The 24,371-nt window shown below is 50.0% G+C and carries 19 protein-coding genes and 2 tRNA genes; 10 read left to right on the top strand and 11 right to left on the bottom strand.

Annotation, left to right across the window (positions count from 1 at the left end; translation table 11 throughout):
- The first annotated feature begins 12 nt into the window (after window positions 1–12).
- The 5 genes from GX659_07080 to GX659_07100 all read left to right on the top strand — a co-directional run bounded on the left by GX659_07080 (window position 13) and on the right by GX659_07100 (window position 9,029).
- Window positions 13–2,625, top strand: a complete 2,613-nt coding sequence (locus GX659_07080; protein NLD28547.1) for a hypothetical protein — start codon at window positions 13–15, stop codon at window positions 2,623–2,625.
- A 134-nt stretch (window positions 2,626–2,759) separates the two neighbouring features.
- The gene (locus GX659_07085) at window positions 2,760–3,173 is read left to right on the top strand and encodes a hypothetical protein (GenBank protein NLD28548.1); all 414 of its coding nucleotides are present in this window, start codon (window positions 2,760–2,762) and stop codon (window positions 3,171–3,173) included.
- A 101-nt stretch (window positions 3,174–3,274) separates the two neighbouring features.
- Window positions 3,275–5,656, top strand: a complete 2,382-nt coding sequence (locus GX659_07090; GenBank protein NLD28549.1) for a S8 family serine peptidase — start codon at window positions 3,275–3,277, stop codon at window positions 5,654–5,656.
- Between the two features lie 112 nt (window positions 5,657–5,768).
- Window positions 5,769–7,847, top strand: coding sequence for an adenylate/guanylate cyclase domain-containing protein (locus tag GX659_07095; GenBank protein NLD28550.1), 2,079 nt, complete (start codon window positions 5,769–5,771; stop codon window positions 7,845–7,847).
- A 255-nt stretch (window positions 7,848–8,102) separates the two neighbouring features.
- Window positions 8,103–9,029: a hypothetical protein gene (locus GX659_07100; protein NLD28551.1), complete on the top strand. Its 927-nt coding sequence runs from the start codon at window positions 8,103–8,105 to the stop codon at window positions 9,027–9,029.
- Window positions 9,030–9,061: 32 nt separating this feature from the next.
- Here GX659_07100 and GX659_07105 read toward each other — a convergent pair whose 3' ends face one another.
- A complete protein-coding gene (locus tag GX659_07105; protein ID NLD28552.1) occupies window positions 9,062–10,027 on the bottom strand; it encodes a hypothetical protein in 966 nt (321 codons plus the stop codon).
- A 342-nt stretch (window positions 10,028–10,369) separates the two neighbouring features.
- On the opposite strand from GX659_07105, the gene GX659_07110 reads away from it, so the two are divergent.
- From GX659_07110 to GX659_07125, 4 genes are all read left to right on the top strand, one after another.
- Window positions 10,370–10,666 carry a co-chaperone GroES gene (locus GX659_07110; protein ID NLD28553.1) on the top strand — a complete coding sequence of 99 codons (297 nt, stop codon included), beginning with the start codon at window positions 10,370–10,372 and terminating at the stop codon, window positions 10,664–10,666.
- A 43-nt stretch (window positions 10,667–10,709) separates the two neighbouring features.
- Window positions 10,710–12,347 (top strand): chaperonin GroEL, encoded by a 1,638-nt coding sequence (gene groL, locus GX659_07115; GenBank protein ID NLD28554.1) that lies wholly within the window; start codon window positions 10,710–10,712, stop codon window positions 12,345–12,347.
- A 120-nt stretch (window positions 12,348–12,467) separates the two neighbouring features.
- Entirely contained in the window at window positions 12,468–14,165 is a 1,698-nt protein-coding gene (locus GX659_07120; protein ID NLD28555.1) for a hypothetical protein, read from the top strand.
- Between the two features lie 136 nt (window positions 14,166–14,301).
- Window positions 14,302–14,502, top strand: coding sequence for a hypothetical protein (locus GX659_07125; GenBank protein NLD28556.1), 201 nt, complete (start codon window positions 14,302–14,304; stop codon window positions 14,500–14,502).
- 69 nt (window positions 14,503–14,571) lie between these two features.
- Here GX659_07125 and GX659_07130 read toward each other — a convergent pair whose 3' ends face one another.
- From GX659_07130 to GX659_07170, 9 genes are all read right to left on the bottom strand, one after another.
- Window positions 14,572–14,763 carry a hypothetical protein gene (locus GX659_07130; protein ID NLD28557.1) on the bottom strand — a complete coding sequence of 64 codons (192 nt, stop codon included), beginning with the start codon at window positions 14,761–14,763 and terminating at the stop codon, window positions 14,572–14,574.
- A 272-nt stretch (window positions 14,764–15,035) separates the two neighbouring features.
- Window positions 15,036–15,392 (bottom strand): hypothetical protein, encoded by a 357-nt coding sequence (locus GX659_07135; protein NLD28558.1) that lies wholly within the window; start codon window positions 15,390–15,392, stop codon window positions 15,036–15,038.
- 37 nt (window positions 15,393–15,429) lie between these two features.
- Window positions 15,430–15,804, bottom strand: a complete 375-nt coding sequence (locus GX659_07140) for a four helix bundle protein (protein ID NLD28559.1) — start codon at window positions 15,802–15,804, stop codon at window positions 15,430–15,432.
- A 138-nt stretch (window positions 15,805–15,942) separates the two neighbouring features.
- Window positions 15,943–16,016, bottom strand: a tRNA-Arg gene (locus tag GX659_07145).
- A gap of 21 nt (window positions 16,017–16,037) precedes the next feature.
- On the bottom strand, window positions 16,038–17,420 hold the full coding sequence (locus tag GX659_07150; protein NLD28560.1) for a tyrosine phenol-lyase: 1,383 nt from the start codon (window positions 17,418–17,420) through the stop codon (window positions 16,038–16,040).
- A 107-nt stretch (window positions 17,421–17,527) separates the two neighbouring features.
- Window positions 17,528–17,917, bottom strand: a complete 390-nt coding sequence (locus GX659_07155; protein ID NLD28561.1) for a RidA family protein — start codon at window positions 17,915–17,917, stop codon at window positions 17,528–17,530.
- 42 nt (window positions 17,918–17,959) lie between these two features.
- Complete coding sequence (gene pepT, locus GX659_07160; GenBank protein NLD28562.1) at window positions 17,960–19,219, bottom strand: peptidase T; 1,260 nt, start codon at window positions 19,217–19,219, stop codon at window positions 17,960–17,962.
- Window positions 19,220–19,233: 14 nt separating this feature from the next.
- On the bottom strand, window positions 19,234–20,262 hold the full coding sequence (locus GX659_07165; protein NLD28563.1) for an aminopeptidase: 1,029 nt from the start codon (window positions 20,260–20,262) through the stop codon (window positions 19,234–19,236).
- 59 nt (window positions 20,263–20,321) lie between these two features.
- A complete protein-coding gene (locus tag GX659_07170) occupies window positions 20,322–22,358 on the bottom strand; it encodes an oligopeptide transporter, OPT family (GenBank protein ID NLD28564.1) in 2,037 nt (678 codons plus the stop codon).
- A 523-nt stretch (window positions 22,359–22,881) separates the two neighbouring features.
- Between GX659_07170 and GX659_07175 the strand changes: the two genes are divergently transcribed.
- Window positions 22,882–24,048: a DUF1343 domain-containing protein gene (locus GX659_07175; GenBank protein ID NLD28565.1), complete on the top strand. Its 1,167-nt coding sequence runs from the start codon at window positions 22,882–22,884 to the stop codon at window positions 24,046–24,048.
- 162 nt (window positions 24,049–24,210) lie between these two features.
- Here the strand turns inward: GX659_07175 and GX659_07180 are convergent.
- Window positions 24,211–24,298: transfer RNA gene (locus GX659_07180), tRNA-Ser, on the bottom strand.
- Window positions 24,299–24,371 lie beyond the last annotated feature (73 nt).

The raw sequence follows: 24,371 nt of genomic DNA on the forward strand, positions 1-24,371 counted from the left end.
GAGGATAGGGATATGAAAATAAAATTCTCCTGGATTTCGAAACTTCTTCTACTCGCGGTCGTATTTCTGACCGCCTGCGACGACGGAGAGCTGAGGGTGCGTAGGCATAGCTTCAGCATAACACCGGCGTCACCGGTGATCGTGAAATTCAACGCCGATCCGAACCAGATTCTGCTCGGAGAGAGCACCACGATAACATGGGAGGTTTCAGGGGCGGACTCGATCGAGATAACTTCCGTCGGCAAGGACGGATCCTCTCCCATTCACGTTGAAACCAAGGAAAATGCCGGAACGGTGGTTGCGAAGAACCTCACGGCCGACACCGATTTCATAATAACCGCTGCCGTCGCCGCAGGCGCAGGAGCGGAAGGTGACGTAGCCCCGAAGGGGTTCTCGATAGGCGCGTATCCCCCGAAGGGAGAGGATGTTGCGATAGGCGGGAAGATTGGAGATCCTTCGGGTTCATCCACCGCCCTCCCCTCCACAAAGACCATCACTGTGAAGGTCGTTGCGGTCGAGGAAGTAAACGCGATGATCACAGCCGATAAGGAAACGCTGGCAGATGGCGAATCCACGATAATCCGCTGGAGCGTGACCCCTGAGGATGCGACGGTAGAAGTGCTCGATGATCAGGGCGTTGCGGCAGAGCCAACCTATGCCGGAGATGACTGTTTGATCAGCGACCCGACTGAGCTTCTCGAACGCGGAACTCCGACGGATCAGGTTCCAGCAAAGGGATGCGCTGTGGTATCGCCATTGCAAAGCTCGGTATATACGGTGACAGGCACCTCCAAGAGCGGAACTATCGGCAGCGCTGATGTGGCAGTTTCCGTAGCAAATGTTGAAATATTTGCAGAGATAAAGGTAAACGGTGTTAAGAATGCCAAGGTCTTCAGTTTTTCAGATCCGCTCGATATAACATGGAAGGCCGAACCTGCAGGGTCAATCGTTACAATAAAAGCGAATCCAACAGCAGTATCGTGCACTCCGGAGTTACCTGCTGGACAGGCGGTCAATTATTCAAGTGCGAGCTGTGTAGTTTCTGGAGCTACAGAGTTTATAATCGAGGTAGAGACACCATCTGCTGGTAAAGCAAGTGACACGGCTAACGTTGCACTAGGAGAAACAAATGTTGGTTTGGATATACGCTCGGATGAATGGGCATTCCCGGGAGAAGAGGTTTCTCTGGAAATTAAAGCCGCCAGTGGCACCGATGCGTCTCAGATAAAGGAAGTCCAAATTTCAGACCTATCTGCGGCAGGGTTCATCAAAAGAATTCAACTTCCGACTGCAGGCCTTGTTAAAGTAATTACCCCTCCAGAAGGAATCAGAGTAAAGATGGTTGATACTTCGGATCACGTAACTGATTATGGAGTGATGGTAAGAAGCGTTACGACATTTATTGAAAATGTAACTGAAAATGCAGATGCCATAACTACGCTTTCGTTTGATCCAAATAACAAGGCTACGAGGTTTGCCGGCGTGCAAATGTCAGGCTGGAATACCGGCAAACTCAGAATTTACAAGAATGGTGCAGATATCGATATTGATCTTGGGGCAGCTTTAAAAGCCGCAAATTCGATAGGTAGTGGATGGGTAGAAAGTTTCTTGGATGAGGTAATTCATTACTTCCCTGTCAACGCAATATCCGTTCGACCTGGCAACTCAAATGAAATATACGTTGCTACCACAGGCGGAGTGATGATTTCAGATGATGCTGGTAAAAATTTTAGCATGCTCACTCCTGCTAGAGTTATAAGCTCAAACGGTAAGGACTATGATGGATCGCATCCAACCTGTAGAGGGCTTGAACTAAAAGGCAGTAAGGCGACTTTCAAAAAGCAGATAGTCAACCTTAAACAGGTTTGCGATGTAGAAATTTCGAAGAGTGGGAGGATTCTCGTAGCAACTGACATGGGAATCCTGACAATAAGAGATGTTCAGGCATTTCGCAATAAAGAGGCTGGCGCTGGCGTGATAGGAAGGCCATCTGAAGGCCAAACCGCTGAAAGCTCCGGTTATTTAACTTTTGGCCATGTAGTGGATGATGTGATTTGCGTAGATATCGACTCATGTTCAAAGGCTTTTGCTGCAGCTGACAATGGAATATTTGTCAGCAATGATGGCGGTGAAACTTGGACATCATTTGGAGAAGTTTCATCGAGAGCTTACGAACTTAAAATTCTAGGAGATACTATATACGCAGCGACAGAATCAGGCATATATCAATCGCCTATAGCATCTGCGGGATGGGTAAAAATGGGAGTGGATTCCAAAGTGCTCTCGCTCGCCATTGATCCCACAGTGGGTAAATTTGGAAGAATGTTAATAGCCGCAACCGAAGATGGAATGGTTGTTACGAGGGATTCAGGGGCTACTTGGTCTGCGATGAACGTTGATGGCATATCTGCTGGTGATAGTGTAGCCCTATGGGCAAATACATCCCAATTTGGCGGCAAGATGATCAATGTCATGTTTGGCAGTGGAAAGAATATAGTTTTTGGTCAGGCTTTGGTAGGAACGGTGGCGCAGGAATTAGAGAATTCGGAATATGAAGAAGCGCTGCTCTCAGCCGGCGCAGATGAAAAAGTAGTCGAGGCATTGAAGACTAGGTCTTCGAAATAAAAAGAGGTAAGGTAAATAATTTCAAACGCCGGAGGAAAACCCTCCGGCGTTTTTGTTTTTCCGGGGGACTCAAACCGCTTATCTCCCCTGAAAAAGTATGGCATTTTACGCCTCCGCGATTATAATCGCCCACCATGAAGAACCGCAAATTGAAGATTTTTATCCCCCTTATAATTTCAAGCGCGCTAGCAATCCTCGCCATCCCCCCCTCGATCTGCCATGGAATGGCAAAAAAACACTCCGAATCCGCTAAATTCGAAGAAAGCCCCGGCTGGAACAAGATAGATCTTCGCATGAAAACTGCGTGGAAAGAGGCTGAATCTGAAGGAAAACGCTCAAAAATGCTCGAATGTATAATAAAAACCGAGGAAAAACCCGATAAAGATGGTCGCGAACTCCTAAAACGGGCTGGATTTAAGACCAGAACTTTTATAGGAAGGATAGTAACCGGATCGGTGGCAGCGGGAGACCTGCCGATGGTCGCTAACCTCGAAATGGTGGAAATCATGGAACTTGCGGCCCCCATGTCGCTTAAAAAGAAAAAATGATGCGATCATCGCGTGTTAAAACAGGCAAGCCCCTTCTCTTATACAAAACTCAACCACGGAAGTGGGCGTCGCATCTCATTTGATGCGCAATCGGGGGAATCATGAAGAAAAATCTAATCTATCTGACGATGGCGATCCTCATGGCCCTTCCATCGGCCGCGTACGCCGGAAAGCTCGATCTTCAGCTTAAAATGCTGGCCCAAAGTCCCGAAATCGGAAAGACTATGCTCGGCAAGTCCCTCTTCGTTCGCGGCGGACGAGAGTTTGTCGATGTCATAATAAAATCCTCCGATACCGCGATCACCAAAGAGGCGATCGAGGAAAATGGCGGAACGGTGAGAAGCCTCATCGGCAAGATAATGACAGCATTCGTTCCGATTTCTTACCTGAGCGCGCTGGAAAATCTGGATGAGGTGGAAGCCGTCGAGGCATCGGTACCGATGAAAAATCTGATGGACTCCGCTCGCTCAAATACCGGCGTAGCAACGCTTCAGGCCGGATATAAGAATGTGCAGTACACCGGGGAAAACGTCGTCGTAGGAGTCATCGACACGGGGATCGACTATTCCCATTCCGATTTCAATAACGCGGACGGAAAATCCCGCGTTCAGTACCTTCGATTTCAAAGCGCTGACGAAGATGGGTTCTCGATAACGGAATGCGCCAACGATACAATAAGGGATGGTTCGTGCGAGATATCCTACTATAACAATAAAGATGATGGCCACGGGACTCACGTAGCCGGAATTGCAGCCGGGAGCGATAACACTTACACGGGCGTTGCCAGCGCGGCAGACATAATGCTCGTTCGAAATGATTACCGCGATGATATAGCGGAGGATGGAGAACATGCTTCAGGTCCAACATTCACGGCCGGGGTACTGGATGGGATAGCCGAAATTTTCAAAAAAGCGGACATCCTCGATAAGCCGGCCGTAATAAACATCTCTCAGGGAACCCATATCGGCGCACACGACGATACATCCCTTCTTGAATTTGGAATAAACGAAGCCGTCGCCGGAAAATATGCTGACAATGGTAAAAACTACGGCAGGGCGGTGGTTGTGGCGGCTGGCAATGAGTACGTAAACACAGATATACTGAGAGAGCTGGGAACTCTTGGTGATACATATGCAGATCATGCAGGCGGAATTCACGCCTCGTTTGATGTCCCAAATGGTGAGAGCCATGCCTGGAGGCTTTGGGTAATACTGGGCCAAGCGGTGGGGAGAATTCCGCTTATAATCGACGCGTGGTTTGGCGTGGGAAGCCAGGACCACTGCTCGGTCGCATCGAACATATATCGTTACAATGATGTAGCATCTTCTGGGGCATCCACCTCGAAGGCGGTGGCATCTGTAGGAGACATTCGCCTCTCTGAAAATAAGAACGAAAGCGACGAATCATCGGACAAGATAGTAGCAACCGTTCTCGCTACCGATGGAGCCGATGCCAGAAACGGAAAGCCGAGGGCGATGGTGGCGTTTGCGCCTGGAAGCAAAGCCGCCACTATCGAAGAAGGGGAGATAATAATAATGAAAGATTACATAGGCATCACGAGCGGAAAGGGGTACGTCCTCGATATCATAATCCGCGCTAGCGGCGGAGAGTGCGGGGGGGATATGTGGTTGGAAGGGGGAGGAACCTACGCCAATTTTATGAAAGGAATCGACAACGGCGACTTTGACATGACAAGCGGCAACAACGGCGCTGCCTATGTATTCCACAGTCAAACGGGCAGTGGAAATAATTTGATGACGGTGGGGCTGCCTGCTACAGCCTCAGGCGTCATCGCGGTTGGCGCATACCTGCAGGAAAAACCACATGGACAAAATAAGAGCGAATGGAAAGACTATTACGGCAAAACGTGGGACGCGACCGATATAGACAGCGATACGGATGGCTATGCGAATATAAATGGCGGCACTGTAATGGAGAGATGCCCATTTTCAAGCGCAGGCCCTACGGCAACCGGAGCTATCAAACCCGAAATCATGGCGCCGGGGGACCCTGTAATCTCAACGCTGGCAAAAGGATACGAGAAATCTTACACGGATAGAGAAGGCACTAACTCCTTCAGGCCTCTCAAAATTGACCACAATCATTTCAAAAGCCAGGGGACATCGCAGGCCAGCCCTCACATAGCCGGGCTCGTGGCATTGCTATTCCAGAAAAACGACACCCTGACGGCTGACCAGACGAAGGACGCAATAATAGCCGGAGGCTCCCTCACGACCCCTACCTATGAGGTCGGATACGGAAATGTAAGCGCGACAAAGGTCATCGATTCCGTTTCTTCGCCCGATACGCGCGGATACAGCGGAACTGGAGATCTCAGCACAAGCGATCTGAATCCCAGTTCTTCCAAGGGATGCGGAGGAAGCATAGCGCCTTTTGATTCTGCCGGTTCCCTGTCGCAGATCATCATTCTCGCACTCGCCGCGGCAGGAATGGCGGTGCGAAGGATGAAAAAACATTGTTAATTGTTGGAACTGGATTCCCGCCTAAGACCGCGGGAATGACAACAAACGAGATTGTCATCCCCGCATGGTTTTGGCGGGGATCCGGTAGCTACAGTAACTTGGAATCGAATAAATGAAAAAAATCATCTCAGCGGCGCTGATCGCCGCAATCGCCATCGCAGCTTCATTTGGAATCTCAAAATTAAAATTTTTATCCAGCGCTGAAGATACGACCTTCGATATCAGACAGCTCGCCTTTTCCCCGAAAACATCTGCCAGCGCCGATATCGTCATGATCTGGATCGACGAAAAAACGATTTCGTCGCTGCCATATCGATCCCCGGTGCCGCGCGATTTCCTCGCCAAGTTAAATGACAGACTGCTTTCAGCAGGCGTGAAAATCGTGGGCTATGACATCTTTTTCAAGGGCACATCATTTCCCGAGGCCGACTCTGAACTCGCCGAATCATTGAAAAAATCAAACTCGCTCGCAGTGGTTCCGATGAGGCCGAGATCCCTCTGCCATGAAAAATTCGCAGAGGACCCGGCAATATCCGGATGCGTGGATCTTCCGGATGAAATTTTCATGAACTCACTTACGGGAATCGGACTTGCCGACCTGCCATTTTCCGCATTTGATTCCACAGTCAGGGAGGCAAAGCTTTCATTCATAACCGACCGCGGAAACACCCAATCCTTCGCTGCCATACTCTACGAGGCAGTTAGCGGCGACAGGGCGCAGGACCTGATCGGAGATCCTGCAAACTGGAAAGGGGTTGGGCTTTTATCCATCCCCCCTTTTTCTGATTCCTCCGGAAAAACAGCGATTCGTTTCGCCGGACCTCCGAGCACAATCGGATCCGAAAAAAATCCATTCAGGATATTTTCGGCGAAGATGGTCGCAGATGGCATGATTCCCGATTCATGGCTGAAGGATAAGATAGTTCTTATCGGCGCGGCATACGACGACGCCACCGATGCCTACCTCACGCCGTATTACGGAATATCTACCGGATTTGCCAGAATGAACGGCGTGGAAATACATGCAAACATTCTATCGTCGCTCATGACGAAACAGTTTTATTACTCGATAACTCGCTGGCAGGTATGGATGATATCGGCTGCGCTCGTAATTTTGGTCTCTCTTTCATCGACCATCTTCCCTCCGCTGCGATCGGCGGCTGTCGCTTTGGCTTCGGCGTTTGGATGGATATTCGTATCTGTAATCATTTTCAAAAAATATGCGATAGTCGCTCCGATCGTAACCCCTATCGTTGCGATAGCGATATGCTATCTCTTCGGAGTTGTCTGGAAGGCACTCACCGAGGGGAGGGAGCGAAAATTCATAAAAGGAGTTTTCTCAAGATACGTCCCGCCTGCCATAGTCGATAGGATAGTTGAAAATCCCGAGTTGATAAAGCTAGGCGGTGATGAACGGGTCATCACCAGCATGTTCACCGACATAGCATCTTTCACGAGCATCTCGGAAAAACTCGACCCTTCGACCCTCGTTTCTTTTCTAAATGAATATCTCGGCAGGATGAACGATGTGCTGTTCGAATTCGGCGCCACGCTCGACAAATACGAGGGGGATGCTATCATCGCATTTTTCAACGCTCCGCTCGACGTGGCAAATCATGAGATAGCCGCTGCAAGCGCCGCGATACGCATGAAAGCGGCTGAAAAAGATATCTCGGAAAAATGGAGCGGGCGCTGCGGCAGAGAAATCCGCACGAGGATCGGAATAAACACCGGCCCTGCCGTAATCGGCAACATGGGTTCGGAAGGTCGTTTGGATTACACAGCGATCGGCGACACGATAAATCTAGCAAGCCGACTCGAGGGAACGAATAAATTCTACGGAACGCACATAATTGCGAGCCAGTCCACCGCAGCCGCTCTGTCCGATTCGATAGTAAGAAGGCCTGTCGATCGCGTTCGTGTGAAAGGAAAAAACGAACCGATACTCATTTATGAGATCATAGGTTTTGCGAACGAGCTCGACCCGGCGCGGATCGATTTCGTAATTGCGCAATATCTTGAAGCGTTCAAAAAATTCGAACAGCGGGATTTTTCTGAAGCGAAATCGATCCTGCAAGATATTCTGACAAGACATCCCGATGATTTCCCATCAGTGGAACTTCTCAAGCGCTGCGAGCGCGGAATTTTGGATCCAAGTTGGGATCTTGTAACGGAGATCTCTGGAAAATAGAGATGTATGAATGAGACTCCCGTGACTGGCGACAATTGACAATGGACCATTGACCAGCTGCGATCGGTTGTTTTGGTCGATGGTCAATTGTCCATGGTCGAGGTTATTGTCGGAACGGGATTCACGTTTGCCCCGCGGTAGCGGCGGCTTAAATCATGCGGGAATGACATTCATGGTGTCATCCCCGAATGACGAGAAGGTTGTCATCCCCAAGTGCTTTAATCGGGGATCCAGTAAATCTAAAAAGGAGCTTGTATGAAAAAAATATTATATATCTTCACAGCGACAGCGCTCTTGGCAATTTCCACATCCGCCTTCGCCTCTGCCATCCTAGTGGACAGCGTTGGCGGCGTATCGGTAAAATTTCCGGATGAAAAAATTATGGCCGGCGAGATAGGGATGGAGATGCCGCAGGGAAGCTTTGTATCGACCGACAACTCGGGCAGAGCCTCGATACTCCTGGAAACGGGAACGGTGGCGGAGATAGGCCCCGACTCGAACTATTCGGTGGGAAGGGAAAGCAAAGAGGTCAAGAGCTCGGAATTCGGCGGAGGGATCATGCTCGCGATGCGCGAGATATCGGCCTCCGACGAAGGGCCTACCGTTCATGGAATGGTCAGGGGAGTTCGGACCTTCAAAAGAGCCCGGCCGCGCCCAAGGGCAAACATAATAGGAGCCATATATCCTAAAGCGACCAACGTGCTCCTGACGGATAAAATATCGTTCGAGTGGGACTCAGAGCCGAAGGTGGACTGGCCCTCTCCCGCAATAGCCATAGATGACGCATCGGCAAAAAATATCGCTATCATACCGATAAAGCAAAATCAGAGCTCCGCTATCGTCTCCAATTCCTCAGCCAGGTTTGAACGCGGAAAAAAATACAGCTGGTATCTCGCAACGAGATCGCCTGAGCTTTCTGGAAAGACCGCACGTTTCGAATTTGGCGTCCTCCCCTACCGCGCGGAAAAGGAGCTAAATTCCGAGATCGAAAAAATAAAGGGCTTAAAAATGTCCCCGGATGGGGAAGCCTTCATGAGAGCACAGGTCTATTATAGATACGCCCTCTATCGCATGGCGGTGGATACGCTCCAGCCGATCTACAAAAAAACCGGACAGGAAAATATCGGAAAGTTAATAGATCTCTCTCAGAAAAAGATGGGGATAAGAAGGAGTAAGGATTAAGTTCGGCAGTTGAAATTCGGTTCCTGCGTTTCTTATTCCTTCGGAGCAGCGTAGATCATCGCAGCAGCGGGAGCCCCCCGAAGCCATTTGTCGGATGTGTTGTTGTATGTAACCGACAGAACCATGGAGGAACCCTCCGAAACCGAAATCCCCCGAGGCTCGATGAAGGGATTGCCCTCGAGGTCCAGCAACTTATTTTCGGAATCGAGCTTTGCATCTGCACGCCAGAAAGGCTCAGCGTCGTCGGCAACGCCAACCTCTATTGAGGAGCCGAAATTCGACAGGGCCCCGTGCGCTGCGACCACGGAGAGAGCTTCATTCGTTTCGAAAGAGGCCGACATCTCTGCGAAATCATTCGGCGCGATCGAAACGGCGGAATGACCACACGGATCGAGCTCCAGGAGCATCGGCCTCACGTCCTTCAGGTTCGACTGCTCATTCATCGGTTTAACCAGAAGCGTGAGTTCGAAGAACACATCCTGATACTCCGTGCTCGATTCATTTTTTAGCGATACACGGGCCTCCATGGGATCGGTCGATAGAATCGGGTAGCCATATCCCTGCGGAAGATTAATATCGGTGAGCATCGAGGTAGCCATGGCAAAAGGGAGGCCGCTGCCGGCGTCGGAACAAAGAGGATTTTCCTCATGGAGATTCGATAAAATGACCATGTGCAGAAGGTCATTAGGAAGCGCGCGCCCCTTTACATCTACCACCTTGGGTGAAAAACCGACCATCCAAACCGGCTCATCGCTTTGAAAGGTCATGACCAGTGGACGCTCTAGCATCTCGCCTGATTCGAGCCAGCGCGGAAGGTTCACCGGACCTATGTGATAGACAATTTTTTTGAGGCCGGCCTCAAGCGCAAGCCTGTCGGCTATCGCAGGGGAGGTATCGGCTATCGGGCCGGACTCACGCCCTGCCAGATCGGTCTCGGAAGCGGGGGAATTCGAACAGCCAACCAGGGCGACAAAAACTAAAATAGTGAATAATTTCATTCGGTTCATGGCGGCGGATAATAGCTGGTTTTCATCCCCCAACAATACGCAGGGCGTCAATAAAATCGGATATCCATTTAACGCACCCCGCCGTCCTTCCGGGGAGAGATACCCTCTATCTCCCCTAAATAAAAGCTTAGATATCAATATGTTATTAACTTTAAGGGCTAAAACTGGGGAGGGGTACCGTTTATCTCTCCCACGAAAAAAAATGGGAAATGGGCTTGACTATGCCTGATTTGATATCATATGGTGCGCAACCTGAGGCTATTAGCACTCCGTCGATGTGAGTGCTAATGAATTAAACAAAACGATTTCAACTATTTAAAAGGAGGAAGGAACATGTCGAAGTTGCAGATTAAGCCGTTGCAAGACAGGGTCATCGTGAAACGCCTCTCGGGCGAAGAGAAGACCAAGGGTGGAATCATCATCCCTGACACCGCGAAGGAAAAACCGCAAGAGGGTGAAGTGATGGCGGTCGGCAATGGCAAGATTCTCGAAAATGGAACCAAACAGCCGCTCGATGTGAAGGTCGGGGACAAAATCCTCTTCTCGAAATACTCCGGCACCGAAGTGAAGATTGAAGGTGAAGAGTTCATGATCATGCGCGAAGACGATATCCTCGGCATCATCGGCTGAAAAAAGAAAACCCTAACGAAACAACGAATCAAGGAGGCTTTAAATGTCTGCAAAAGAGTTGCTGTTCAGTCAGGACGCTCGCAATAAAATACTCAGTGGCGTCAACACGCTTGCAAACGCAGTCAAGGTAACGCTCGGCCCGAAGGGGCGGAACGTCGTCCTCGACAAGTCCTTCGGCAGTCCCGTCGTCACAAAGGACGGAGTCACGGTCGCCAAGGATATCGAACTCGAAGACAAGTTCGAGAACATGGGCGCACAGATGGTAAAGGAAGTTTCTTCAAAAACTTCCGACGTTGCCGGAGACGGAACGACCACGGCCACAGTGCTCGCCCAGTATATCTACAGCGAAGGCGCAAAGCTGGTAGCCGCTGGCCATAACCCGATGGCGCTCAAGCGCGGCATCGAAAAGGCGGTGGAATTCACAATCGAAAATTTGAAAAAGAATTCGAAGCCCACGAAGGATCGCAAGGAGATCGCGCAGGTCGGCACAATTTCGGCAAACAATGACGACACCATCGGAGGCATCATCGCCGAGGCGATGGAAAAGGTTGGCAAAGAAGGCGTGATCACCGTCGAAGAGGCCAAGGGGATGGAAACGACCCTCGAGGTAGTCGAAGGTATGCAGTTCGACCGCGGATATCTCTCTCCGTATTTCGTGACCGATCCGGAAAAGATGGAGGTAGCACTCGACAACCCGCTTATCCTCATCAACGAGAAGAAGATCTCCAACATGAAGGATCTCCTCCCGTTGCTAGAACAGGTCGCAAAGATGGGCCGCCCGCTGCTCATCATAGCTGAGGATGTCGACGGCGAAGCTCTCGCTACTCTGGTCGTAAACAAGCTACGTGGCACGCTGCACGTGGCAGCAGTCAAAGCCCCTGGTTTTGGCGATCGCAGAAAAGCGATGCTCGAAGATATTGCCACGCTCACCGGTGGAAAACTCATCGCCGAAGAGCTCGGCTACAAGCTCGAAAACATAACGCTGAACGATCTCGGCAAGGCCAAGAACGTAAAGATCGACAAGGAAAACACCACGATCATCGACGGATCAGGCAAGAAGGAAGAGATCGAAGGGCGCATCGCTCAGATACGCAACCAGATCGAAAACACCTCATCCGACTACGACCGCGAGAAGCTTCAGGAACGCCTTGCCAAGTTAGTCGGCGGAGTCGCGGTGATAAACGTCGGTGCAGCGACCGAAACCGAGATGAAGGAAAAGAAGGCTCGCGTCGAAGACGCCCTCCATGCAACTCGCGCAGCAGTAGAGGAAGGCATAGTCGCAGGCGGCGGAGTAGCCCTCATCCGCGCCACATCAGGACTTGACGCCCTTCGCTCCAAATGCACGGAAGAGGAATGGGAAGGAGTCCAGATCATACGCCGCGCAGCGGAATATCCCTGCCGCTGGATAGCACAGAATGCGGGATGGGAAGGCGCCGTGGTAGTCAACACCGTGAAGGACGCAAAGAATTCCAATGAAGGATTCAACGCCCTGAACTGCAAGTTCGAGGATCTTCTCCAGAGCGGCATCATCGACCCGACCAAGGTCGTCCGTTCAGCTCTTCAGAATGCGGCATCGGTCGCTGGCCTCATGATCACTACAGAGGCCATGATCACCGAAAAGCCAAAGAAGGAAGATCCCATGCCATCTATGCCTCAGGGCGGAATGGGCGGAATGTATTGATCCAGTAAGCATAATGAAGACAAAAGGCCCCTCTTTCGAGGGGCCTTTTTTATCTCGCAAGGGGCCTAAACTCTCAATTTTGGCTCGTAATTTGACAATCTTCCTGTATAATCGCGCACCATGAAAAAGATAATCATCGTAGTTTTTTGCGCCCTCCTCATCTCTTCCGTGCTTGCTTCGACCTCCCCAGCGATGGATTTTTCGGTCCACGGATATTTCAGAAACCGCGGAGTGGTAAACTATGACCTCGACCTTCATAGAAAAAAAACGAACATGCCAGACTCAAATGATCGCTTCGGACTCATCCAGTACAACCAGATGAGGCTTCGCCTCGAACCTGTATTCAAGCTCAACAATTACTTGTCTATGCAGGGGCAGCTCGACATCCTCGACAACGTCCTATTCGGAAGCAAAGACACGGAGCAGCTGCATATCATCGCCCCGATAGTCGGCGATCAGACTCTCCCTCCGGGAGCCGGATCATTCTACATGTCCGGCCCCTCGACCGTTGGAACAAATGGCGCAATCAATGTTCGTCGCATATGGGCCGATATTTTAACTCCGATAGGAAAGTTTCGAATAGGACGCCAGCCCTCAAACTGGGGGCTCGGAATATTCCAAAATGACGGAAACGACCTTCAGGGAGATTTCGGAGACACCGCAGACAGGCTGATGTACATCATGCAGTACGATATCGCAGGCACCGGCGCCATGACTGGAGGGCTTTTTTGGGACATCGCCTACGATGCCCAGTTCGATCCGAGGCAGGATCTCTTCAACACAACCCTCGCACCAAACAGCGATGACTGTCAGCAGTACGGTGCGATACTTCTGTTCGAACGCCCGGAGTTTGCGCTCGGGATGACGGGAGGCCTTCGCCGCAGAAATGGCCGCACCGGAAATACGACGATGTGGGTCACCGATGCCAACGGCGATGAAATCAGGGCTGGCATCGACGGCAAAACGCTCATGTACTTCGCTGATCTCTATGCCAGATACACCTATGAAAACTACGAGTTCAAATTCGAAGGGGTATATCTGGGCGGAAAGGTAACCACCGGTCTCGCTCTGGATTCGATACCATTCGCCGGCCTGTCAGGTGGAGTGGATGGCATCATCCAGCTTCCGCCGGAACAGCGAATGCGCACATTCATGGCGGCGTTCGAGGCAACCGGAAAGTACAAGACGGGGGATGAGTGGAAGTTCCAGACTGGATACGCTGAAGGGGATGACACTCCATTTTCCAATAATATAACGATGTTCGGATTCAGGCCCGACTATCAAATAGCGCTGATAATGTTCAACCTGCCGCTCGGATCTTCTCCGGCCCTGTATGGAGCAAAAAATTACGGCCCAGCAGGGTCGCAGTATCTGGCTGGGAAAAAGCCTATCACCAGCAATTACATAAACAACGCTCTGTATTTCTCGCTCGGCTACAAACACAAATTTGATCTCGCAGGAACCGAGTGGGCTCAGTGGGCCAAGGTCGGCACAAAAATCACAACGGCATGGGCTCCCAAGAAAAACACGAATATAAACCTGGCCGATCTCATTCCGCAGCAGGGAAGGTGGCCCTCGATAAGCGAGCGCAGCACTTCTATGTGGCAGCGCTGGTACGGCCTCGAAGTTGATCTATTGGCCGAGGCTATGCTATTCGAAAATCTCTATACGGCGCTTGAGGGTGGCATACTCCTCCCCGGAAGGGCGTACGATATAGATGTAAATCTCGTCGATCCGGGTTCAATCATCGATCCGATCCCGAGGGATAAGGCCGAGCTGGCCTGGATGATCAGGCTCACCGCTTCGATCCTCTTCTAAACTCATCCTCACGAAATTTTGGCGCTGGCCGAATCACCTCTCATTATGCGATCGGTAAAATTTGTCGCATCAAAAATTACACTATTGAAATCAATCAGTTGAATAGGGCATTGAGGGCCGCCTTCTGGCCCGTGATTTGCAAATTTATATCGCCAGAGGCTGCGAGATGAAGATACCGGCTGGGATCATAATGGAGAAGATGCGGCGCGAGAGGCGCGAAAGGGAGATGGAGGAGGCGCACCGCATCCCATTGATCCCCGTCGATGAAATGCGGGAGAGGCCAGAAAGCACTCATAGGGACAGGGAGTCGGAAAAAGTCATCGTCATAGAGCTGTGACGATTGCATAGCCCAAAGAAAAACCCCCTCAACCTTGCGGCGAGGGGGTTTTTCTCATTTCTGACTGTTTTACGATGCTAAGCTGCTGTGCCTCGCGAACAGAACGACACCGGCTATTATCGAAACCGCGCCAATCACGATCTGCGCTACGGGCGATCCATCGAAAAGATTCGCCAGGCCACGGCTAACCGGCGGCAGGGTGTTTATCAGCCCGCCTATCAAAAGCATTATCGCCCCAAACGTGACAGCATTCATCTTCATCTCCTCCTCCTTTGTTTTCGGTTTCGACCGGCGGAAACTTCCAAGGCCGCGCGCTGCCATTCCGCCTGATTTTTTTCGAAACCGTTCGATCTTGAAGGGGATGATACAGATGAAAAAAGATCCTTCCAAGAAAAATATCGCGTAACTATTTGATATTGCGTCATTTTTTGTGCGGCGCGTCGGCGGCCGGAAAGGCGCGCAAAGACTGACGATTCAGGCAAAAATGATGCGGCACCGCCCTGACACATCGCAAAACAAAAACCGCCATAAGCTCATTTTTTTTGAATCTGCTTTACCGAAATTTTTGTTTCGTACTCGCCCTTCACGTTACAGATCGCCCTGACAGATATTTCATCGCCATCTTGCGCCGCGAATTTTATCGGAGGCATCGTCTGCTGGCGGCGGCTGGTCTGAAAGTCGAATTCCTTCTTCGCAATTACCTCGCCGCCGCGAGAGAGAATCACTTCTTTTACAAAATGTTTCGAAGGATCATTAACCATGTGCTCCACGGCGATATTCATTTCCTGCCTGTTTTTACTGTAGGAGGCCTTGATAAAATGCGGCGGGTCAGCAAAGGCGGTGGCAGCAAGAAAAAAAATCGACGAAACCAACAGAAAAAACTTTTTCATGACTAGATCCTTTGAGGGCTTGGAATATTCTCCGATTTTATTTTACGTCAGATCGCAAATCATCCAGCGACTTAATGAGATTCGTCAGCATTTTTGCAATCACATCAAGCTGCTCGTAATATTTGGCATATTGCTCTTCACTGACAAGAGTTTTTCGGTGCAGGACTTGAATAATTGGCACGCACTCAAATGTGGAGCCACGAGCTATCCATAAAAACTGGCGTTTTTCACCTTTGTGCCATCGGCCGTTGCCTTCGGCGATGTTCAAGGGAACTGAAAGTGCAGCACGGGAAAGTTGGTCGATGAGAGAATAGGAAGTTTTGCCTTTAAGATATTCACAGAGAGATTCGACGGTTTCGACCCAATCGAGCGACTTCTGATAAACTTCAAGTTTTTCAAACTGAAATGACATGCAGATTTTAACCTCTATTTTCTATTCTCCATTTTCTATTTTCTCGACTTTTCGCCTACGTCAGTAGCAACCAACCCCGGAAAATAGAAGAATAGAAAATGGAAAATAGAGGACGACTTTTCGCCAGAAAAGTCGTTGCGCGCCCGGGAGGATTCGAACCTCCGGCCCTCTGATCCGTAGTCAGATACTCTAATCCGCTGAGCTACGGGCGCGTAATTCCATTCAAGAACCCGTTATAAGGACTCGAAGGTCCCCTGAAAAAAGCGCAGATCGTGCGGCTCGAACTTGAATTTCAACCCTTTGACTTCACTTCTGCGCTTCCACACCCTTTTTAGAGACTCCACCACGACATCCATATGGGAATTCGTGTAAACCCTTCGCGGGATGGTAAGGCGAACGAGCTCTAGCTTCGGCAACCTGTTCTGACCGGTGGTGTGATCCCTTCCGGCAGAGACTATTCCTCGTTCCATCGAACGAACTCCGCTTTCTATGTAGAGCTCAGCGGCGAGCCGCTGTGCCGGATACTGTTCCTGAGGTATATGCGGAAAGAAGGCCTTTGCATCGACGAAGACGGCATGACCGCCGATCGGACGGACGACAGGTATGTCGGCCTGCATACAGCTACGGCCTAGATATTCTACTTGGTTTATTCTCCAGTTTATTATTTCCTCGTTTTCAGCTGCCTCCTTGAAACCGCGTGCGACCGCTTCCATGTCACGCCCAGCCATACCGCCGTAAGTATGAAGACCTTCGAACACGACCACCAGATTTTTTGCATCGATGAAAAATTTTTCCTCATTCATCGCAAGCCATCCACCGATATTCACGTATGCGTCCTTTTTTGCCGACATCGTGCATGCATCGGTGTAGGAGCAAAGCTCCCGGCAGATATCTTTCAGGCTCTTGTTCGAATATCCCTGTTCGCGTTTCCTGATGAAATAACAATTTTCCAAAACGCGCGCCGCATCTAGCACAACCTTGATACCGTTCCTCCTGCAGTACTTTGAAACCTCACGCATATTGGCCATCGATACGGGCTGCCCGCCTGCCATATTGACTGGCGCACCTACCGTTATGTAGGCAACTCTGTCAGCTCCGAATTCATTTACGATCTTTTCCAGTTTCGCCAGATCTACATTCCCCTTAAACGGATTATCCGCATAGGGATCGTGCGCATCGTCGATTATCACATCGTGGAAAGTTGCGCCGGCCATTTCCTGATGAAGGCGGGTCGTTGTGAAATACATATTTCCAGGAACGTGGTCGCCTGGCTTGATGAGACACTTTGAAAGTATGTGCTCGGCCCCTCTCCCCTGATGAGTGGGAACGATGTACTTGTATCCCATGACATCGCGAACGACCTCTTCTAAAAAATAATAATTCTTGCTGCCGGCATACGCCTCATCACCGAGCATCATACCCGCCCACTGATAGTCGCTCATGGCGGAGGTTCCGGAGTCGGTCAAGAGGTCTATCCACACATCTTCGCTCTTTAAAAGAAAGGTATTCCAGCCAGCCTCTTTCATCGCCCTTTCGCGTTCCGATCGTGTCTTGATCTTGATATGCTCCACCATTTTAATTTTATAAGGTTCCGCCATCATCATTATGTCATCCATAAATCCTCCTAGTTAAAACCGGCGAAGGCCGGGGATAGGCTTATAATAAGACTCTGAAAGCGATGCAATACAGAAATCCGGCCACAAGAGCTCAGCCCAGCGCTGTTTCAGCCGTAATAGGCTATCGCTTCTATTTCGACATCCACGTTTTTGGGCAGGCTTTTCACCGCAATGCAGGCTCTGGCGGGCTTATATTCTCCAAAATATGAAGCATAGACCTCGTTTACCGCTCCAAAATTGTTCATATCCGACAGGAAGATGGTCGTTTTTGCGACATCGTTGAAAGTGAGCCCTTCTGCTGCCAGCACTTCTTTCAAGTTGTTCATAACAAGCTTTGCCTGTTCAGCGGCATTTCCGCCGAATAGTTTAAGCTCTCCGCTCTTCGGGTCGATCGGAAGCTGGCCCGAGCAAAATAAAATATTCCCAGCCTGAACGGCCTGGCTGTAGGGGCCGACGGCCTTCGGGGCATTCTCTGTCGATATCATCTTCAGAGGCATAAACAGCATCCTTTCGTTACAGTTTTCTATCAAACTATCGCACTACTTCGAACGTTCAACCCACACGTTAGCCAAAGATATAACCGTTTTTAACGCAGCCTCGATAGTCTCAACTGTATTCCATTCGTTGAGGCTGTGCATGTTCTGCATTCCTATAAATAGATTTGTCGAAATAAGCCCTCTGAAACAAAGATGACATGAGTCGTTGCCGCCGCGAACATAGTTAAGTTTCGGCGTCAGACCTATCCTCTTCATCGCCTCTTTGGCGTATTCAACCACGCGCGGATCCTTATCAAGCTCGTACTTGTAATTTTTGTATGTCTCCTTGATGTCGATATCTATCTTGGCTTTCGGAAATTCCTTGAGGAGCTCTTTCTTTATTCCAGCCAGAATGGACTTCTGTTTTTCTATCCCTTCGAGCTCGAAATCCCTTAGATAAATATCCATCTCAGCATGCCCTATTTCGCCCCTGAGATTGGCTACCCACCAGATCGGATCTCTTCCTGATGCGTTCTGAGGCCATCTACGATCATCCATTTTCGATATAAACTTAGCCAGGACCTGTGACGCGTTCAAATATATTCCCTTTCCGTATCCTGGAAATGCGGAAAAACCTTCGACGCGAATCTTCCCCATAAATCCGTTAAAACTTTCGATGTCTATCTCGCCCATTTCTCCGCCGTCGATAGTGTATGCTACATCCGCACCGAATTTTTTAAGATCGAGTTTTTCCGTTCCGACGCCTATCTCTTCATCAGGGATGATGGCTATCCTGATATCTCCATGCAGGTCATCGTTGTTATCCTTCATGTAGTGGGCGAGTTCAACTATCACTGCAATACCTGCCTTGTCATCACCCCCAAGCAAAGTTGTCCCATCGCTCGTTATGATGGTATGACCTATACAATTTTTCAGATGCGGTGCGTTCTCCGGAGTAAGTTTCAAACCAGGCTTCGCAGGATACTCAATATCGCCACCTTTATAATTTTCCACAAAGCGGGCCTTGACGTCCTTACCTGGCGCATCAAAAGAGGTGTCCAGATGTGAAAGCAGGCCTATCACTGGAACCTTTCCATAAGCGGGATGATCGTGCGGAATATTCGACTTGATCGTTGCGAAGATGAAACCGCCTTTACTCATCTCACAGTCATCTGCACCAGCGGCTATCAAATCTTCAAGCACGAGCTTTGCGAGATCAAGCTGGCCGGGGGTGCTCGGAGTAGTTTTGCTCTCCGGATCAGAGGTAGTATCTATCTTGGTATATTTGACAAACGTGTTGATCAGCCTCTTTCTATCTACCATCTCTTCCTCCAATCTTATATCGCAGTGAATTTACTGTCCTTCATTATTACCTTACCATCAACTTCGATCGTAACATCCCTGAGAATTCCATCGTTATGTGCATTGCTCGTCCAGTCGGCTCCAGTCTTATCAGGATAGGGGCTGCCCAGAGCAAGATGGACTCCCGGAAATTTTTCATCCTGAAGAAGGTTGGATATCAGCTTCTTCAAGCCAAGGTTGGTCCCGATCGCAAACTCTCCGAGCCTGTCTGAATTTTCGTCGGTGTTGAAGGTGTATTCTTCGAATTCCTTTTTAAGCTCTGCATTGGCACATTTAACGCTCCCCTTCACACAACGTCCGTTTTTAAGCTCATACGTAAGAGGGGTTGAAGATATATCGCCGTATTTCTTGTTGAAAAAGTCTCCGAAACATCCATCGACTACAACCCTGCCGTTGATGTCAGCCGGAAATGTAAAGATTTCACCATCAGGCAGATTGCTCCATGCCCCGGGTTTTATATTGCCATCGCATAGAACCCATCTGTATTTATCATTGTCAATATCAGCGGTAAAATCGCTGCCGCCTCTAGATGTAACGCGAATCTTCCTTGCTTTGGAAACTATATCGTGAACTTTTTTCGTAACATCCTGGATCTGGGCGTAGTCCGATGCCATGCCCTGCCCCATCATCGCCTCTATAAAATTTGGCATATGACCATGGCGTATCTTCATTTCTTCAACGATCTTCAACATCGGAATTCTAAAGCTCTCCAGTTCCCCCTTCTTACCCTGAGCGACGTAGATGCTGACGGTACAATTTTTAAGCGTGTCGGCAATTTCATCTGGAAACCTGAGCGGAGTCGAGCCGTCATCAGGTCTCGATCCATAATTTTCCATGATGAACTTGACAACCTCCGCCCCGGCATTTTTTGCCTCATCGTAGAGAGTAGCAGCGAGATAATCCGTGTCCTTATCGGTTATGATCGCCATCTTTTCACCACGCTGAACCTTGAGACAGTTAACTATAGCCTGTTTGGCGCCGAATTTTACCTCTGCGCTTACCATAGAACCTCCTTCTTTTTAAACGAAAACCCCCCGCCGGTGGCGGGGGGCCCCAAAGCCTGTTAGGCCGATTCCTTCTTCGCCCTCTTCGCATCCGTATAAACATAGACGCAAAGGACGCAAAGCATGACCGCACCGAGCCAGTTCCCGAAAACTCCATCGTTGTGGAAGCTCGGAAGGATGTTTACTTCGTAGCTCGTCTCTATAAATCTGATCACTGAACCAATAACACCCATTAGAGCTCCACCTGCGATAAAACCGGATGCGATGAGAGTTCCTCTCTCACGCCTGACGTTTGCGAGGCCCGTGTCGCCCTTCGCACTCTTCTGAACGAAGTGGGCGATTATAGCACCGAGAAGAACCGGCATGTTGTATGCCATAGGTATGTACATACCCAGAGCGAACGCCAGAGGTGCTATGCCAAGGAGCTCCATGATGATGGCGATTACTGCGCCTATTCCGTAGAGCAGCCACGGAGCGCCCTGAGCTGACATGACGCCCTTTATGATTGCGGCCATGGCGTTTGCCTGCGGAGCAGGAAGCGGTTTCGGATGCAGTTCGGAGACAACAAAACCATCGACGCGATTCAGCATTATTATGACCGCTGCAACTGTTGCCGCAGCAAAAAGCGTTCCTAAAATCTTGCACCATTGCTGTCTGGATGGCGTAGAGCCTATCCAGTACCCGACCTTCAGGTCGGTGATAAGTCCGCCGGCCATAGAAAGAGATGTGCAGACCATGCCTCCGATGAGAAGCGCCGCCATCATCCCCTGCGGACCGGAGAGCCCCGCAGCCACCAGGATAACGCAGGAAAGAATCAGCGTTATTATCGTCATACCGGAGACGGGGTTGATTCCCACGATGGCAATCGCCCTCGCAGAAACCGTGGTAAAGAGAAACGAGACCAGGAAGACCACCGCAAGAGCTACCAAGCTGAGTGAGGAGGGATTTACCTGATCGTCAAGGACGGAATATCTGAAGAATATCCAAGATCCTACGATTAGAGCGAGCAGCATAAGAAGGATGACCGGCATAGGTATATCTCTCTGCGTTCTCTCTACCTTCGTCTCCCCTTCACGCCCCCTTCTGGACTCGAAGGCCTCTCTGAAGCCCTTCGTGAAGGCCTGGACTATTATCGGCATGGCTTTTATTATTCCGATGAGGCCTGCCGCGAAAATTCCACCGATACCTATGTATCTGACGTAGTTTCCAAAGATCTGGTGAGCGCTCATCGAGGCAATCGTCGTTCCCTCCGCCGCAGGGGGAATCGCAACGGGGATGAAGCCGCCGAGGTAGTTGAAAAACGGTACGAAGATGAACCATGACAGCATCGAACCGCAGGCGATGATAAGGGCGTAGCGCAATCCGACTATGTATCCAAGCCCGAGAACGGCAGCCCCGGTATTGATGGTAAAAACAGCCTTAACCTTGTCGGTCAAAGGAGCCATGAAACCTATCATAGCCGTCGTAAATTCCTCGGCCCATGAATGCATAGCAAGTACCAGAAAATCGTATAGGCCGCCGATCGCCATCGCGACTGCGAGGATCTTGGCCTGAGCGCCGCCCTTCTCCCCGGCGACGAGAACCTCGGTCGTCGCAGTGGCTTCTGGAAAGGGGAGCTTGCCGTGCTGATCGGAGACAAAATATCTGCGAAGCGGGACCAGATAGATGACGCCTATGATGCCGCCCATAGTAGCAGCGAGGAAAATCTGCATCAGGTTCACATGTGCATCCAACCCCAGTATGAAGAGCGCGGGGAGCGTGAAGATAGCCCCGGCAACAACCAGCCCCGAGGCGGCGCCGATCGACTGTATTACCACGTTTTCAAGTATCGTGGATTTTCGCCTGAACAGCTGACCAAGGCCAACCGCCAGAATCGCTATCGGTATCGCAGCCTCAAATACCTGAGCGATCTTGAGACCAAGATAGGCTGCAGCGCCCGAAAACAGGATCGCCATCAGGATACCCATGAAGATAGCCCTGAAGGTGAGCTCTTTCACATTGTCGTTCGCACCGACTATCGGCGTGTAAACTTCACCGGGCTTTAGCTCGGTGTACGCATTTGCCGGCAACCCGGACTTTCCGCTTGAGACCTGCATACAACCCCCTTGGTTATAAAAACAGCGCCCCAGGATTACCCCTGTCGGCGCCGCATCGTGTCCTACTTATATAATGATATGATAAAATGTTTTAGATATGCCACCATCAAAGCCTCCACATCATCGATTGGTCAACGTTTGTATTTAACGGGATAATCTTTGTCAACAATACATCCCTTTTTTAAGCACTAGGATTGACTCGGAGAACGCAGTACTATAATTAAGGAACCTCTGAGAAACTAGCGGTAAGCGCCTCTAAAAACACTATTATGAGCCGTCGCGACCGGAAAACTCACGTCGCTAGTTTCCTGTATTGGAGCAGCGCGGTTATATTTTGAAGCGGGGCAGGCGGAAATCCCGTTCCAACAATAACTTCGACCACGGACAATTGACCATCGACCAAAACCACCGATCGCAGCTGGTCAATGGTCCATTGTCAATCGGCACTCGGGGATGACAAGCGCATAGTTTTTAGAGGTGCCATGAATTTGTTGATTTTTCAGAGGTTACTTAAATCAGGCAAATGAGACTTGGAATTGACATCCTCCTTGACGAAAATCGATCTAAATTGCTCGGCCGCAGAGTTGGGCTTCTCACCAACTCTGCCTGCGTGGATTCAAAGGGAAGACCCACTCTAGATAGGGTTTTATCGGATGATGAAATCGACCTGAGGGCGATATTCGCCCCTGAGCACGGAATAAATCTGTCCGCACAGGACATGGAACCCGTTCCATCCGAATCTGAACAAAGGAGGAAAGTACCCGTACACAGCCTGTACGGAAACTCCGTAGAATCGCTAGTCCCTACGGACGAAGCCCTCTCCTCCATAGACCTGATGCTGATAGATCTTCAGGATATAGGAAGCAGATACTATACTTACGTATGGACGGCGGCGCTTTGTGCGAAAGGCTGTTCCCGAAGGGGGAGAAAGATAATCCTGTGCGACCGCCCCAATCCGATAGGCGGAATCTCTACAGAAGGCGGCGGAATAGAACCGGGGTTTGAATCATTTGTGGGGCTGTATTCGGTGCCAAACAGGCATGGAATGACGATCGCTGAGATTGTTCACTATGTGAACAATAATGAGCATATCGGCGCAAACATGGATATCATAAAGATGGATGGATGGCAAAGACAGATGCTGTGGAATGATACCGGCCTCAGTTGGCACAATCCATCTCCGAATATGCGTTCGCTAGCTGCCGCACTTCTATATCCGGGGATGTGCCTCATTGAGGCCACCAATCTTTCCGAGGGACGGGGAACCGATGAACCATTCATCCTCGTAGGCGCACCGTTTATATCAGCTGATAAAATATCGTCGGAATTTAACGCCCTCTCGCTCCCTGGAATCATCGCCGAACCGGCGAGCTTCACGCCCAATCGTCAAAAATGGAGAGGAGAACGGTGCGAGGGGGTCCGCTGGAAAATTATCGATAGAAATACATTCCGCCCATATCTGACTGGCCTTGTCTTCATATGGCTTGTGAAAAAACTTTATGGAGGCCGCGGCTTTGAGTGGCGCAAAGATCCCTACGAATTCGTCAGCGATATCCCTGCGATAGATCTTTTGACCGGGTCTGCGCAATTCAGAAAAAAAATCGACAGCAGTTCTATGGAAGACCTCTTAAAACTATCTGAAACCCCGCAAGAATTTGCAGATAGAATCTCCGGTTATCTTTTGTATTGAATAGTTAAGGAACCTCTGAAAAATCAGCAATCCTCTCGAGATCGTATTATATGTAGTAGCCAAGACTTGATCTGACAGTTGGCACCCTCCGGGGTGTCTGTCAGTTTAAGTCTTGGCTACTACACTCTCACGTGCAAACAACTAAATCTTACACCTTTATTGCGGAGAGGGAGGGATTCGAACCCTCGGTACCCTTTTGAGGTACAACTGCTTAGCAGGCAGCTGGAATCAGCCACTCTCCCACCTCTCCCCCACCACTAAACCGTTGGTGGGGCCCCGTACCCCACAACGTCTTAATGTGGGGCCACCCCTCGCTATTTATA

The organism is Myxococcales bacterium, from assembly GCA_012513515.1.
Lineage (GTDB): Bacteria > UBA10199 > UBA10199 > 2-02-FULL-44-16 > JAAZCA01 > JAAZCA01.